Raw genomic sequence first — 13,750 nt, forward strand, 5'->3', positions numbered from 1 at the left:
TATCGAATTCAGCCTTTTAAAAGCTGCCCCAATACCATCAATTGCCGCTCCAGCTTGTCCGACCAAGGTAGGCCATAATTTAGACGCAGGCAGTGGTGAAATTGGTTTTGAAGCGTAAACATCCTTCCTGGCGCGAAGCTAATTCCCTGGGATAATGCGGGGTCAAACAGTTTTCCAGTATCTACGCCTTTTGCCAGTTCCACCCACAATACGAATCCCCCTTGGGGCCGGCTTACCTTGGTATCGGCCGGAAAATGATCCGCGATGGTACGGATAAAATGAAGGGAATTGGCATGCAAGGTCTTTCGCAGCAATCGCAAATGCCGCTCGTAGCGATCGTTTTCCAAAAAAAGGCCAATGGCCTCCTGAGTTAGCGCCGTGCCGGAAACGGAGTGGAAGAGTTTTAACTTTAAGATGTCTTTCATGTATTTGCCGGGAGCCATCCAGCCTACCCGGTAGCCCGGAGCCAGCGTTTTAGAAACAGAACCACACCACAGTACCATCCCTTCCTGATCAAAGGCTTTACAGGGCTTGGGCCGGTTTGCTCCAAAATACACGTCTCCGTACAGATCATCTTCTATTAATGGAATTCCATGCCGGGCAAGAACCTCTACAATTTCCCGTTTATTTTCTTCCGGCATGCAACTTCCAAGAGGATTATTGAAATTACTGACCAACAAACAAATGTCTATTTTCCCGATAGCCGCTTTTATATCTTCGGGACTTACTCCAAACACGGGATGGGTGGGGAGTTCGACCACCCGAAGTCCCATGTTTTTTGCCAGTTGCAGAATCCCGAAATACACCGGGCTTTCTACGGCTATCCGCGTGCCGGGCCTTGTCAATGCCATAAAGGCAAGGGAAATAGCATGCATGGCTCCCGAAGTGCTGACCAGGTCCTGTGTTCCTAAATTACCCGACCAGGTAAAGGACCACTTGGCAATGTTTTTCCGTAAACGAAGGTTACCTTGGATGTCATCATACCCAGTTCCCCCGGAAGACAAAGTTTGCGTTGCTTTCTGCAGGCATTTATTTAATCTGGCCACAGGAAAAAAGCTCTCGTCCGGTACACTCAGGGATAGCTGAGTGATTTCCTTGTTGACAAAATTACGGAAAACCTTTCCAATCAACCCATCGTCTGCGGGATCGGCAGGATGATTTTGGGGCATGCTCGCGTCGGGTACCGGCAGTCGTTGATCTGCTTTTTCGCAGACAAAAAACCCCGCCTGCGGCCGGGAAACAATGCAAGATCTGCTTTCCAATACCAGGTAGGCTTGAATAACCGTATTTTTGCTCACCCCATATTCCTTGCTTACGGTGCGAATGGAAGGCATCTTATCCCCTACTTTCAGACTGCCTTTCTTAATAAGTCCCTCAAAATTAGTCGCCAACTCCTGATACAATGTCATTTATTCTTGCTTTAACTGTACCCTTCAAAATTAAATAAATTGTATCTGTAACCAATGATTATTCCTTCGTTTCTTTGTCATCTCATATGGATTTTTCGTATTAGGGTTATCCATTCCCTCCTGAAATAGTATCAATGAATTTGGAAGTTCTAAAATACCCTATTGGGAGGTTTCAGCTCCCGGAATTGGTTACCGCAGAAACGGTGGATCAAGCGATCCTGGCTATTAAACGTCTTCCGGAGAATCTGAAAGAGGTGCTGTGCAATTTATCGGATGAAATGCTTGAAAGAAAGTATCGTCCTGGGGGTTGGACCATCCGGCAAGTGGTGCATCACCTTGCGGATAGCCACATGAACGCCTACATGCGTTTTAAGTTGGCTTTGACGGAAGAAAATCCAGTTATTAAACCCTACAAAGAGAATCTTTGGGCAGATCTTGCCGATAGTAAACTTGGATTGGATGGATCCGTTAATATACTGACAGGTGTCCATGAACGATGGGGTTACCTTATGCTGAATATGACCGAAGGGCAGTGGAATAGAAGGTTTTTTCATCCGGAGCGAGACAAATCTATATCCCTGCAAAGCAATGCCTTGCTGTATCATTGGCATGGAAACCACCATTTGGCCCATATTCATCAAGCAATAACACTAGAAAATTAACCAATTATTAAGACATATCATGAACGAAACTGAAACCCGAAAACCCGACTTTGATTTTGAAAACTTCACTTTTGGGGTTCAATCTACCGATCGAATGCTCCTGGCTGCTTACCAAAAGGGTGAGTGGACGGAATACCGCATTGCTCCGGTACAGTCCATTTCCTTATCTCCATTGGCCATGTGTTTTCACTACGGGCAAACAGTATTTGAAGGACTCAAGGCCTTTCGGATGACGGACGGCAAAATAAATATATTCCGTATGGAAAGCCATTGGAAACGAATGAACCGCTCTCTGGAAAGAATGGCCATGCCGCCTTTGCCTCGTACTCTTTTTATGGATGGAATTTTGGAGCTGTTAAAAATGGAATCGGATTGGGTAATCGATGATCCAGACTATTCCCTTTACATCCGTCCGTTTGTCATCGCTACTGAAAATAAATTGGGGGTGGATGCTTCGCAGGAATACTTATTTATGGTGGTATTGTCTCCTATGCGAGCCTACTATAACAAGCCACTCAAAGTAAAAGTAGAGACCGACTACATCCGATCTGCCAGAGGAGGCGCCGGTGCAGCAAAAAACGGAGGTAATTATGGTGCCTCATTACTTCCTCAAATCAATGCCAAAAAAGAAGGATTCGACCAGATTATCTGGCTAGATGCCAAAGAAAAAAAGTATATTGAGGAATCGGGAACCATGAATATTCTATTTATTCTGAATGGCAACACACTGGTCACACCCGCCCTTAGCGATAGCATATTGGATGGCATTACCCGTGATTCCTTGCTGAAATTGGCTAGCGAAGAGGGGTTTACAGTAGAAGAAAGACAAGTGGCCATTGAAGAGATCGTTGAACGGATTGAAAACGGGGAGCGTGTGGAAGCATTTGGCGCAGGAACTGCCGCCGTTATTTCTCCGATCGAAACTATCAGCTACAAAGGTAAATCCCATGCTACTTACCTTGAGCCGGATGCCGGAATGTATCGGCTAAAAAATAAACTCTCGGCCGTTCGAAAAGGAATGAACCCGGATACTTACGGTTGGAACCAATTGCTGGACGCCTGAGGTGAAAAGTTGCGATGATACAGGAACCTTATAAGAAGGATTATTTTTCTGACTATTAGTCAGTCTATTTAAATCAGTTTTAAGTTCTTTTCTGAATCTACCAATCCTTTCCCCGAAGCTGTTTCTTTTCGGATTGGATCTTTTTGGCTTTCAGTCTTTTTTCTTTGGCTGCTCTACCTGGTTTGGTAGCAATTCTAGGTTTCTTCTTATGAAACGCTTTTTTCAATAGGCCATAGAATTTTTTTATGGCTTTTTTCTTATTTTGAATTTGAGAACGGGAATCCTGGGAGGTGATGACTAAATTACCCTCCTTATCCAACTTTTTAGTCAATTTTCGAAGCAAAATGGCCTTTTCATGGTCCAGCAGCAAATTGGATTGGGGTATATTGAACAATAATATAATTTTGGTATTCACCTTGTTTACATGTTGCCCACCTGGTCCACTGCTTTTACTGGCCTGAAAGGATATTTCCGGGTTAAAAAACTCTTCTTTTATTTTTTGAGTAATAGACATACATGGTTTTAACTACAATTGAAAGGGATTATTTCGGCTTCCATTCCGTGTGAAAATACTTCTCCGAATCACCATCAATCCGCTGATAGGTATGGGCTCCAAAATAATCCCGCTGTGCCTGAATCAGGTTGGCAGAAGAATTTGCCGTTATGGCTCCCAGGAAATAATTAATAGCGCTGGATAGTAACGGCACGGAAAAACCATGTTGCAGTGCCTGTCCCACCACATAGGAAAGGTCATTTTGGTAGCCTTTTAATGCCGTAACGGCTTCATAATTAAGCAAAATGCGATTATTTTCCTTGAATAGATCCACCAGCTCTTCCATCAGCCTGGAGCGAATGATGCAGCCATTGGTCCACACGCGGGCAATCTCGGAGAAATTCAAGTTCCAGTTGTTTTTTTCGGATACCTCCAACATTAGGGAGAAGCCCGCATCGTGGTTGATAATTCTTGCTGCCTGGTAGGAAGCCTGAAGCCTATCCAGAAAAGCTTCCTTTTCTTCAATACCTGAAATTTTTTCCGGATTATACAATCCGGCAGCAATCATTCGAAACGGCTTCCTGGCTGACAGGTTCCTGGCCATTACGGCTTCAGTCAATACGCCATAGGGTACGCCGTATTCCAGAGCCGTAGCCACGGACCATCCACCGGTTCCTTTCTGGGCGGCCTGGTCCAGAATTTTATCCAATATAATTTCTCCGTTTTCTTTTTTCCGCAAAATATCAATGGTTATTTCCAGCAGGTAGCTGGACAAATCACTATCCATCCAGGCTTCAAAATTTTCGGCTATCTCCTCTATGGGCATCTCCAGGTAATGCCGCATAAGGTAGTAAACCTCGGTTATTACCTGCATTTCCCCGTATTCAATGCTATTATGCACCATTTTGACAAAATGCCCGGAGCCCTCCGGTCCTACATAAGTCATACAGGCCTTGCCCTTGAAATCCTTAGCGGCTATTTTCTCCAAAAAAGGGGCCATTTGCAGGAAGCCCTGTTTATCCCCTCCAGGCATCAGGGAAGGTCCGAATCTGGCTCCTTCCTCTCCACCCGAAACACCCATTCCCAAAAACAATAGGTCTTTTTCTTTTAAATAGCGGCTTCTGGAAATGGTATCTTTATAGTAGGAGTTGCCTCCATCCACAAGCAAGTCCCCCTGCTCCAGGTAAGGTAGCAACTCATTGATTTGCTGATCTACCACCTCTCCGGCCGGAATCATCATCAATACCTTTTTGGGGGATTGAAGACTTTCCATAAATGACTTTAGCTGATCAAACGCACGAACCTGACTCAATTCCGGATTGGCTTCAAGAACTTTTTCCGCTATTTTTTCCTCTTTGCCCGGGACGTGCCTGTTATAAATCGACAGGCTGGTTTGTTGATCTGCGAGGTTGAGGGCCAGGTTTTTTCCCATGACTCCCATTCCAATGATGCCTATTTCAGATTTTTTTTCCATTGCACTCAATTTTTTCGTTATTTCTTCCACCACTTTTTCCGGCGCCATCTTCACAGATACTTTCCAGCCATAATCGGGAATTTCCAAGGTATCCATCTGAGAATCCAGTAAAGCAGGATTCATAAAATGCCCCACCCTGCCGGCCAACCTGGACTTAATCAGGCTTTTATTGGCTTGTAGCAAAACCCATTGAATTTGTGGTACCACCTTTAAAATTCTCCGGTATTTTTCATTCAGCGCCGAACAAGCCAAAACCGCCCCCCCCTCCTTTTCCCAGGAAATCATATTCCTCGCAATATTATTCAACCAGGGAATGCGATCCTCGTCGGTCAGGGGAATTCCAGCATTCATTTTCTCCTTGTTGGCTTTCGGATGAAATTGATCCCCATCGTAAAAAGGAACATCAAGTTGAGCAGAAAGTAACGCTCCAATGGTGGATTTGCCACAGCCGGTGACGCCGTAAAGAACTATAATCATATACGAAATTAGCAAAATTCACCCGGATCGAATCAATTTAATGACTAATTTTGCCTTCTGAACCATAGGTTCCGGTTTTGTTGTTATAATTGAAATTTTAGGCTCGGAAAAGGTAGAAGATGCATCAAATCAAAAAAAGAGTGGTCGTAGGGCTTTCCGGTGGTGTGGATAGTTCGGTCGCGGCCAGTTTGTTAGTGGATCAGGGATACGAAGTTATTGGCTTGTTTATGAAAAACTGGCACGATGAATCCGTTACTTTATCCAACGAATGCCCCTGGGAAGAAGACAGCACCGATGCCATGCTGGTAGCCCAAAAACTTGGAATTCCTTTTCAGGCTATTGACCTGAGCGAGGATTATAAAGAACGGATAGTCGATTACATGTTTGCCGAATACCAGGCAGGCAGAACACCAAATCCGGATATTCTCTGTAACCGGGAAATAAAATTTGATACATTTCTAAAAACAGCTTTGAAACTAAAGGCAGACTTTGTGGCCACCGGTCATTATTGTCAAAAAGGCGAGGAAGAAATTGATGGTAAGCGGGTTTACCGTTTGTTGGCAGGTGCCGATGCCAATAAGGATCAAAGCTATTTCTTATGCCAACTAAACCAGGAGCAATTATCCAAAGCCCTTTTCCCAATCGGTCACCTTCAAAAATCCGAGGTCCGGAAAATTGCTGCCTCGCTGGACCTGGTGACTGCGGATAAGAAAGATAGCCAGGGTTTGTGTTTTATTGGCAAAGTAAGACTTCCTGATTTTCTGCAACAACAACTAAAGCCAAAAAAAGGAAAGGTGATAGCCGTGCCGGAATCATCCCTGTTATACCAAGCCAACCGCGTTCCAGCCGGGATGGATCCCGCCGACTATGATCAGGAAATCCTGGAAGATATTTGCCTCCCCCAACAATACAAGGAAAGCGATGGGGAAATCGTTGGTGAACATAATGGGGCCCACTATTTCACGATAGGACAGCGAAAGGGGTTGAACATAGGAGGCACTGGAAAACCCCTGTTTGTCATCAGCACAGACACCCGGGAAAATATTATCTATACCGGTATGGGCGAAGAACACCCGGGATTATTGCGACATGGACTGTTTGTACCAACTGCTGATATCCATTGGATACGTCCCGATAAGGCATTGAAAGTGGGTGAAACAGCCGAATACCTTGCGAGGATTCGCTACCGGCAACCCTTATCCAAAGCCATGCTGCGGATGAAGGAGGATGGCTTGTATGTCATTTTTGAAAATGCCCAGCGCGGGATTGCCTCCGGCCAATTTGTGGCCTGGTACGAAGAAAATGAGGCCATTGGTTCCGGAGTCATTGCCTGATATGAGGCAACTACCCCTTCTTTTTGAGGATACCAATTACCTGGCGATAAACAAGCCTGTAGGCGTATTGGTACACAAAACGCCTCTGGAACGAAGCCCGGATGCCTTATTTGCCGTTGAACTACTGAGCAGTCAGGTAGGGTATAAAGTCTATCCGTTGCACCGAATTGACCGACCTACCTCCGGCGTATTGCTATTTGCTAAAAACGCTCCGGCCGCTTCCCGCATACAACCCGAATTTGCTGGTACTTCTATTAAAAAAGAATACCTGGCTATCGTTCGTGGTTACATGCCACATGCTCATGCACTCATTGACCAGCCCCTCGCAAAGGATATGGAGTTTGAACTACAGGAAGCACTGACAGAATATTGGAGCCTGGCCCAAACCGAGATCCCTTACGCTTCCTCCAACAGGTACGCCAGCAGCAGGTATTCCCTGGTGAAAATCTATCCGCATACCGGTAGAATGCATCAGATCAGAAGGCATTTTGCGCATATACGCCATTACATTATTGGAGACAAAACGCACGGGGATAATAAACAAAATAAGTTTTTCGATCGTCACTTCCAGATGAGCTTCATGCTGCTCCATGCCTGGAAACTGACCTTTAATCACCCTGAATCCGACGAAAATATTACTATTCAGGCTCCCGCACCGACTCATTTTCAGGAAATGAGCCAAAATTTGGGTTGGGAACCGAGGGAATTTTTCCCCTGATTACCCTAAAATAAATACCTATATTTAAATCAAAAAAATAAGAAATGAACATCAAACTAGTTTCAATTGGCTTCGCTTGTTTAATGATGTTTTCTTTTTTCCAGGCAACCGCTCAAAAAGAAAACATAGATGCAATTCTAGAGGAAGCCGAAGCCCTTTCCCATTTCAAATTTTTGGCAGCCGATGAACTGATGGGCAGGGACCCAGCGAGGCCTGAAATAGATATTGCAGCACTTTATATTGCCAATCAATTTGAGAAATACGGTGCCCGGCCTGTAGAGGGCTTAAACGGGTATTACCAGCATGTTCCATTTATGTACTCCAGCCCTCCGGAAATTGGAGAAATCCATTGGAATCAGGATACATTAAACCATGGTGATGAGCTCCTGGTGCTGGGAGGCCGGGACATTTCCGGTGAATTTGAACTGGTGGTAGCCGGCTATGGGCTGGAAGAGGATTATGAAGGAAAGGACGTTACCGGTAAATGGGTAGTAGTCCGGGTGGGTGCTCCTGGCAGACTATCTCCGGCCGAACTTTTTGCAGCGGGAAGAGAAAAAACAGCACTAGCGCAAGAAAAAGGGGCACTGGGATTGATCGAAATGTACAATGTGCCCACCACTCCCTGGAGTCTTTTGGTTAATTACCTGAATAAACCTCAAATGGGGCTGGACACCAATCCGGATACCGACAAGGCTTTTCCCTATTTGTGGATGAAGGACCTGAGCAGCGAAATAATCAATGCCATGAATTCAGGGGCTACTACCATGAAAATTCAGGTCACCGGTAAAATCAACAAAAAGATCACCGGAAAAAATGTGGTGGCCTTTATACCGGGAACAGATGAAAAACTAAAAGAGGAGTATGTCATGTTATCTGCCCATTATGACCATTTGGGAGTAGGCACCCCTAATGCAGCAGGAGATTCCATTTATAATGGAGCCAGAGACAATGCAGTGGGAACGGCTGCTTTGATACAGGCGGCTGATTACTTTGGCGAGCATCCGCCCAAAAGATCTGTGCTCCTGTGCGCCTGGACGGCCGAGGAAAAAGGTTTGCTGGGATCGGGGTATTTTGCCGATAATCCACCATTGGACTTGTCAAATATCATCTTTAACCTCAATATTGACAATGCCGGCTACAATGATACCAGTATGGTAACGGTAATTGGATTGGGAAGAACTTCGGCCGATCATCATATTTCGGAAGCTGCGGAAGCATTTGGTCTAAAAGCTCTTTCCGACCCGGCACCCGAACAAGGGCTTTACGATCGCTCAGACAATGTGAATTTTGCCAAAAAAGGGATTCCCGCTCCTACCTTCAGTCTGGGGTTTACTGCTTTCGATCAGGATGTGGCCGCCCATTACCATCAGGTTACCGATCAGGTAGATAATTTTGACCTGGACTATGCCCTCAAGTATTGGAAATCCTTTATTCTTGCAGCGGAAAACATTGCCAATGATCCCAATCAACCGCTTTGGAATGCGGGGGATAAATACGAATCTGTTTCCAAAACCTTATATGGGGATTGAGTAGTCATTTGACCAAAAGAATGGCGTCTTTCTCCGGCTGATTTTTGATTGCGGATCAGGTGAAATCGATCTGGGTGTAAAACATGGACTACCGACGACGTTTTCTACGTCATCGATAGCGAAGCAATCTGAATCGAAGCGATTACGCCAGGAAATTGAAGAATGACATTGGAATACACCGGACGTATACGCATCCGCTCAGACTGCCGCGGGTGCATGGAATGTTTTCAATAGCTTTTGTTATTCTAAAACGCACCCTCGCAGTGACGGTTCTGGTCGTCATCGCGAGCGTAGCGAAGCGATCTGAATCGAAGCGATTACGCTAGGAAATTGAAAAACGACAATGGAATACACCGGACGTAAACCTATCCGTTCAGACTGCCACGGGTGTAAGGGATGTTGTCTATTGGTTTTTTTATTCAAAAACGCACCCTTGCAGTGACAGTTCCGGTCGTCATTGCGAGCGCAGCGAAGCAATCTGAATCAAAGCGATTACGCCAGGAAATTGAAGAATGACAATGGAATACACCGGACGTATACGTATCCGTTCAGACTGCCACGGGTGCATGGGATGTTTTCGATAGCTTTTGTTATTCAATAACGCACCCTACCGATGACGTGTTTGTTAAATCGCCGAAAATCAACATGATAAAAACCCACATCGTCATCCCGATTTCTGCGTTTAAAAAAAGTTAATTCTCGCAGTGACGGTTCCGGTCGTCATTGCGAGCCTTGCGAAGCGATCTGAACCGGAGCGTATCTGTAAGGGCTACTTAGATAAATATTTAAATGATTAGAATTTAACGAGTTAAAAAAAATACATCCTCATCCCGAATTCTGCGTTTTTTAAAAAGTTAATTTTCGCTTTGACAGTAGAGCCCGGCATCGGTAAAGATTTCAAAATAAGTAACCATTAACGAATGGATATTTAATATGTTATCGAAAAAATCCCTCCCGACTCTGGTCGGGACAGGCTCTGCCCTCCGTCGCGGAGGGATTTGCCTGTTTACCAATGACGAATTTAAAACTGATTTCTTTAAGGTATTACTTGGTGAAAATTTGAAAAATAAGAAGAACTATATTTTAAATACCCAAAGTGCGCCGGCCCGACAAAAAACCGGGGTGCGCGGGAGGTTTGTGGGGGGAAGGATTTTTTTGTCTTGATCTTTTGGTACTTTTGGATCAAGCCAAAAGTACAATACAAATATGCCGATAATAACAAAAATTAACTTTGACTCACAATTATCCATTAAAAAATGAGATGTTTATTTTCCCTTCTAGCTGATATTAAATCCTGACAATACGACCAAATATATATTCCTAAAAACCTATCGACATCCCAATGTCTGCGCTTTATAAAAAGTTAATTCCCGGAATAACAGTTTTATTATTAAATTAGGCCGAACTCAGATTAATAATATATGCACCCTATACTCATCCGGCCAGCCATGGAAAACGATCACTATTTTTCGATATACCACCTCATCCTCGTTTGTTTCCTGGCTTATTGGGGGACTGCCTGTACACAAACCAAACCGGAAGGTGCCGGGGCTGACTGGGCAACCTACCTGGGTCACCCCACCAGCAATCAGTACTCCACCCTGGATCAGATAAACAAAGACAATGTGGCTCAATTGGAACTGGCCTGGACCTATAAGACCGGTGATTCAGCCAATTACCAAACGAATAACCTGATTGTGGACGGTTGCCTGTACACGGCTACCCCTCACAGCCGGGTGGTTGCTCTGGATGGGGGTACAGGGAAGGAATACTGGACATTTGATCCTTCCGACATCCATGAGTCCCTTTCCGATGGGGATCAACGGGGCCTGATGTATTGGCATGACGGGGAGATTGGGCGCATACTCACCATGAAAGGAAACCGGCTTTTTGCATTGAATGCCAAAACGGGCGAACCCATTGCTTCTTTTGGCGAAAATGGATCCATTCACCTGGGTGAAGGAATGGACATCCCGGGCAAACCGAATGTAACGCTCAATACCCCGGGGCAGATTTACAAGGACCTATTTATCATTGGAGCCAATGTAGGAGAAGATGTCCCCGGAGCGGTGCGTGCCTTTGACCTGCGTACCGGAAAGCGAAAGTGGATTTTTCACAGCTTGCCCAGGCCAGGTGAATTTGGATCCGATACTTGGCCGGAAAACTATTTGGAAAAGACCGGAGGGGCATCTGACTGGTCGGGTCTGGCGATCGATATACCCCGCGGCATAGTCTATGTATCCACCGAGACGGCCGGTCCGGATTTTTATGGCGGCGGGCGGTATGGAGAAAATTTATTTGCCAACTCACTCATTGCCCTCGATGCGAATACGGGAAAGCGGCTTTGGCACCAGCAACTCGTGCACCACGATCTTTGGGATCTGGACATTCCTCAGCCACCGACTTTGCTGACGGTAACACACGAGGGGAAAAAGGTGGATATTGTGGCTGTAGGCACAAAAATGGGGCTTTTGTTTGTGTTTGACCGGCTTACCGGAGAACCGCTTTGGCCGATTGAAGAACGTCCACAAGCAGCCACTAAAATCGACGAAATTCAAACCTGGCCCACACAACCTTTTCCAACCAAACCGCCGCCATTGATGCGGCAGAAATATACGGCGGATGACTTTTCGACCATTTCTCCCCGAGCGCAGCAAATGAGCAAGGAAGTATTCCGTCAATCGGGAAATTATGGGGCCTACCCTCCCCCCGGTACCGACCAAACGATCATGTTTCCCGGATACGATGGCGGCATGGAATGGGGTGGCGCGGCGGCAGATCCCGATGGAATCATGTATGTGAATGTAAATGAGATCCCCTGGTTTTACCAGCTGGTACCCACAAAAAAGGCCGATGGCAGCCCCTTGCCTGCCGGCGAAAAACAATACCTGATCCATTGCGCCTCCTGTCACGGTACGGATCGTAAAGGCAATCCTGACGGCGGCTTTCCTTCCCTTGAAGCCGTCTCCAGCCGATTAGGCAGGGAAACGGTAATGCAGGTAATGAAAAAGGGAGAAGGACGTATGCCCGCCTTTGATCAGGTTTCGCAAGCGCGTCGGGAAGCCATCATTACCTTCCTATTTGATGAAGAACCGGCTGCTAGCACAGAAATCGAGCGGGATAAGCAAGCGCCACCTTACGTCTTCCGCGGTTTCCAGCGCTGGAACGATGAAGAAGGATATCCCGCCATCAAGCCGCCCTGGGGAACACTCAATGCGGTCGATCTAAATACCGGCACCATCAAATGGAAAGTGCCACTGGGCGAATACGAAGCGCTGACCCAACGGGGCATTCCGGTTACCGGTACAGAGAATTATGGGGGTCCGGTCGTAACCGCCGGAGGGCTATTATTTATTGCTGCCACTGCTGATGCCAAAATCCGGGCCTTTGACAAAGACAATGGAAAAGTACTCTGGGAATACCAGCTGCCTGCTGAGGGACATGCTACCCCCAGTGTATATGCGGTGAATGGCAAACAATACCTGGCCATCTCTGTAGGAGGCTCAAAACTAAAGCTCCACCCTGAGGGGGCTGTGTTCGTATTTAGCCTTCCGGATTGATTCAATCTTGATTATATGTGATTTAGGCGGGTGCAATCTACGATCCGGCGAACTGGGGCGGAGCGGAAAGAAATGATTTGCAGCGACGAACCGATTAAGGGAAGAGCCGGGTTGCTGCGTAGTTACGGACCCCTACGACCGATGGTCCCGATCTTCGGGATAAATTGTGTGAAGCGCTCCCCATCAGAGGAATCTGGCGGGGCCGTGTACATGATCAGAAAACGTTCTTTTACAGCTGTAGGTTTAAATTCAATTTCGCACCTAACGCATTAAAAATCCGCATCACGGTTTCAAAGGTCACATTTCCAGTATTATTCTCAAGTCGTGAAATTTGTGCTTTTTTAACTCCTACCAATTCGCCTAATTGCGCTTGAGTCAATTTTCTCTTTTTTCGGGCGGTTTTAATCATATCACCTATGAGTTCAAGCTTTAATTCAAATTCATACTCTTCTCTTTCTTTTGTTCCTTTTTTCCCGATGAGAAGGTCTTCTGCTTCATTTAATGTATAACTTTTCATTTCTTACTTTCAGGTCCTGTTTCTGGACAAATTCAAACGCTTCTTCCAAAAGCCTTGTTTCAAATCGCTTTATCATTCATTAAATTGAATAATTAAAATACAGCTTAAAGATACAAAAGGTTTCGTTAATTGTAAACATTTTCCACTTTTCAAATGTTTGCCAACGGCTTTGGTTATGGAAAGTGCTGCTGGGAGAATACGAAGCGCTGACCCGACGGGGCATTCCGATTACCGGTACAGAAAATTATGGTGGTCCGGTGGTAACAGCCGGAGGGCTATTATTTATTGCTGCCACTGCTGATGCCAAAATCCGGGCCTTTGACAAAGACAATGGAAAAGTACTCTGGGAACACCAGCTACCTGCTGAGGGGCATGCTACGCCCAGTGTATACGCGGTGAATGGCAAGCAATACCTGGCCATCTCTGTAGGCGGCTCAAAACTAAAACCCCACCCGGAAGGGGCGGTGTTTGTATTTAGCCTTCCGGATTGATGCCATCCTGATTAGATGGCTTT

The 13,750-nt window shown here is 45.8% G+C and carries 11 protein-coding genes; 7 read left to right on the forward strand and 4 right to left on the reverse strand.

Annotated elements, in window-relative coordinates; all coding sequences use genetic code 11:
* Positions 1 to 8: 8 nt before the first annotated feature.
* Positions 9 to 1,409, reverse strand: coding sequence for an aminotransferase-like domain-containing protein (locus tag GKS34_RS03610; RefSeq protein WP_163383423.1), 1,401 nt, complete (start codon positions 1,407 to 1,409; stop codon positions 9 to 11).
* A 134-nt stretch (positions 1,410 to 1,543) separates the two neighbouring features.
* On the opposite strand from GKS34_RS03610, the gene GKS34_RS03615 reads away from it, so the two are divergent.
* Together GKS34_RS03615 and GKS34_RS03620 are read left to right on the forward strand one after the other, a co-directional pair.
* The gene (locus tag GKS34_RS03615) at positions 1,544 to 2,071 is read left to right on the forward strand and encodes a YfiT family bacillithiol transferase (protein WP_163383424.1); all 528 of its coding nucleotides are present in this window, start codon (positions 1,544 to 1,546) and stop codon (positions 2,069 to 2,071) included.
* A gap of 19 nt (positions 2,072 to 2,090) precedes the next feature.
* The gene (locus tag GKS34_RS03620) at positions 2,091 to 3,134 is read left to right on the forward strand and encodes a branched-chain amino acid aminotransferase (protein ID WP_240459182.1); all 1,044 of its coding nucleotides are present in this window, start codon (positions 2,091 to 2,093) and stop codon (positions 3,132 to 3,134) included.
* A gap of 97 nt (positions 3,135 to 3,231) precedes the next feature.
* On the opposite strand, the gene arfB is transcribed toward GKS34_RS03620, so the two are convergent.
* Positions 3,232 to 3,648: an alternative ribosome rescue aminoacyl-tRNA hydrolase ArfB gene (arfB, locus tag GKS34_RS03625; RefSeq protein WP_163383425.1), complete on the reverse strand. Its 417-nt coding sequence runs from the start codon at positions 3,646 to 3,648 to the stop codon at positions 3,232 to 3,234.
* Between the two features lie 28 nt (positions 3,649 to 3,676).
* Positions 3,677 to 5,578 carry an NADP-dependent phosphogluconate dehydrogenase gene (gnd, locus tag GKS34_RS03630; RefSeq protein WP_163383426.1) on the reverse strand — a complete coding sequence of 634 codons (1,902 nt, stop codon included), beginning with the start codon at positions 5,576 to 5,578 and terminating at the stop codon, positions 3,677 to 3,679.
* Between the two features lie 119 nt (positions 5,579 to 5,697).
* Between gnd and mnmA the strand changes: the two genes are divergently transcribed.
* From mnmA to GKS34_RS03650, 4 genes are all read left to right on the forward strand, one after another.
* Positions 5,698 to 6,912, forward strand: coding sequence for a tRNA 2-thiouridine(34) synthase MnmA (mnmA, locus tag GKS34_RS03635; protein ID WP_163383427.1), 1,215 nt, complete (start codon positions 5,698 to 5,700; stop codon positions 6,910 to 6,912).
* 1 nt (position 6,913) lies between these two features.
* Positions 6,914 to 7,630 carry a pseudouridine synthase gene (locus tag GKS34_RS03640; RefSeq protein ID WP_163383428.1) on the forward strand — a complete coding sequence of 239 codons (717 nt, stop codon included), beginning with the start codon at positions 6,914 to 6,916 and terminating at the stop codon, positions 7,628 to 7,630.
* A 44-nt stretch (positions 7,631 to 7,674) separates the two neighbouring features.
* The gene (locus GKS34_RS03645; RefSeq protein ID WP_163383429.1) at positions 7,675 to 9,159 is read left to right on the forward strand and encodes a M28 family peptidase; all 1,485 of its coding nucleotides are present in this window, start codon (positions 7,675 to 7,677) and stop codon (positions 9,157 to 9,159) included.
* A 1,421-nt stretch (positions 9,160 to 10,580) separates the two neighbouring features.
* The gene (locus tag GKS34_RS03650; protein ID WP_205602013.1) at positions 10,581 to 12,719 is read left to right on the forward strand and encodes an outer membrane protein assembly factor BamB family protein; all 2,139 of its coding nucleotides are present in this window, start codon (positions 10,581 to 10,583) and stop codon (positions 12,717 to 12,719) included.
* A gap of 229 nt (positions 12,720 to 12,948) precedes the next feature.
* On the opposite strand, the gene GKS34_RS03655 is transcribed toward GKS34_RS03650, so the two are convergent.
* Positions 12,949 to 13,236, reverse strand: coding sequence for a helix-turn-helix domain-containing protein (locus GKS34_RS03655; RefSeq protein ID WP_163383430.1), 288 nt, complete (start codon positions 13,234 to 13,236; stop codon positions 12,949 to 12,951).
* 137 nt (positions 13,237 to 13,373) lie between these two features.
* On the opposite strand from GKS34_RS03655, the gene GKS34_RS23380 reads away from it, so the two are divergent.
* Positions 13,374 to 13,727: a hypothetical protein gene (locus tag GKS34_RS23380; RefSeq protein WP_438834475.1), complete on the forward strand. Its 354-nt coding sequence runs from the start codon at positions 13,374 to 13,376 to the stop codon at positions 13,725 to 13,727.
* The last annotated feature ends 23 nt before the right edge of the window (positions 13,728 to 13,750 follow it).

The sequence above is a fragment of the Cyclobacterium jeungdonense genome (genome assembly GCF_010994275.1).
Taxonomy (GTDB): Bacteria; Bacteroidota; Bacteroidia; order Cytophagales; family Cyclobacteriaceae; genus Cyclobacterium; species Cyclobacterium jeungdonense.

Coding starts and splice junctions, on each gene's coding strand:
- GKS34_RS03610 (WP_163383423.1), bottom strand. CDS start 1,409: ATGACATTGTATCAGGAGTTGGCGACTAATTTTGAGGGACTTATTAAG.
- GKS34_RS03615 (WP_163383424.1), top strand. CDS start 1,544: ATGAATTTGGAAGTTCTAAAATACCCTATTGGGAGGTTTCAGCTCCCG.
- GKS34_RS03620 (WP_240459182.1), top strand. CDS start 2,091: ATGAACGAAACTGAAACCCGAAAACCCGACTTTGATTTTGAAAACTTC.
- arfB (WP_163383425.1), bottom strand. CDS start 3,648: ATGTCTATTACTCAAAAAATAAAAGAAGAGTTTTTTAACCCGGAAATA.
- gnd (WP_163383426.1), bottom strand. CDS start 5,578: ATGATTATAGTTCTTTACGGCGTCACCGGCTGTGGCAAATCCACCATT.
- mnmA (WP_163383427.1), top strand. CDS start 5,698: ATGCATCAAATCAAAAAAAGAGTGGTCGTAGGGCTTTCCGGTGGTGTG.
- GKS34_RS03640 (WP_163383428.1), top strand. CDS start 6,914: ATGAGGCAACTACCCCTTCTTTTTGAGGATACCAATTACCTGGCGATA.
- GKS34_RS03645 (WP_163383429.1), top strand. CDS start 7,675: ATGAACATCAAACTAGTTTCAATTGGCTTCGCTTGTTTAATGATGTTT.
- GKS34_RS03650 (WP_205602013.1), top strand. CDS start 10,581: ATGCACCCTATACTCATCCGGCCAGCCATGGAAAACGATCACTATTTT.
- GKS34_RS03655 (WP_163383430.1), bottom strand. CDS start 13,236: ATGAAAAGTTATACATTAAATGAAGCAGAAGACCTTCTCATCGGGAAA.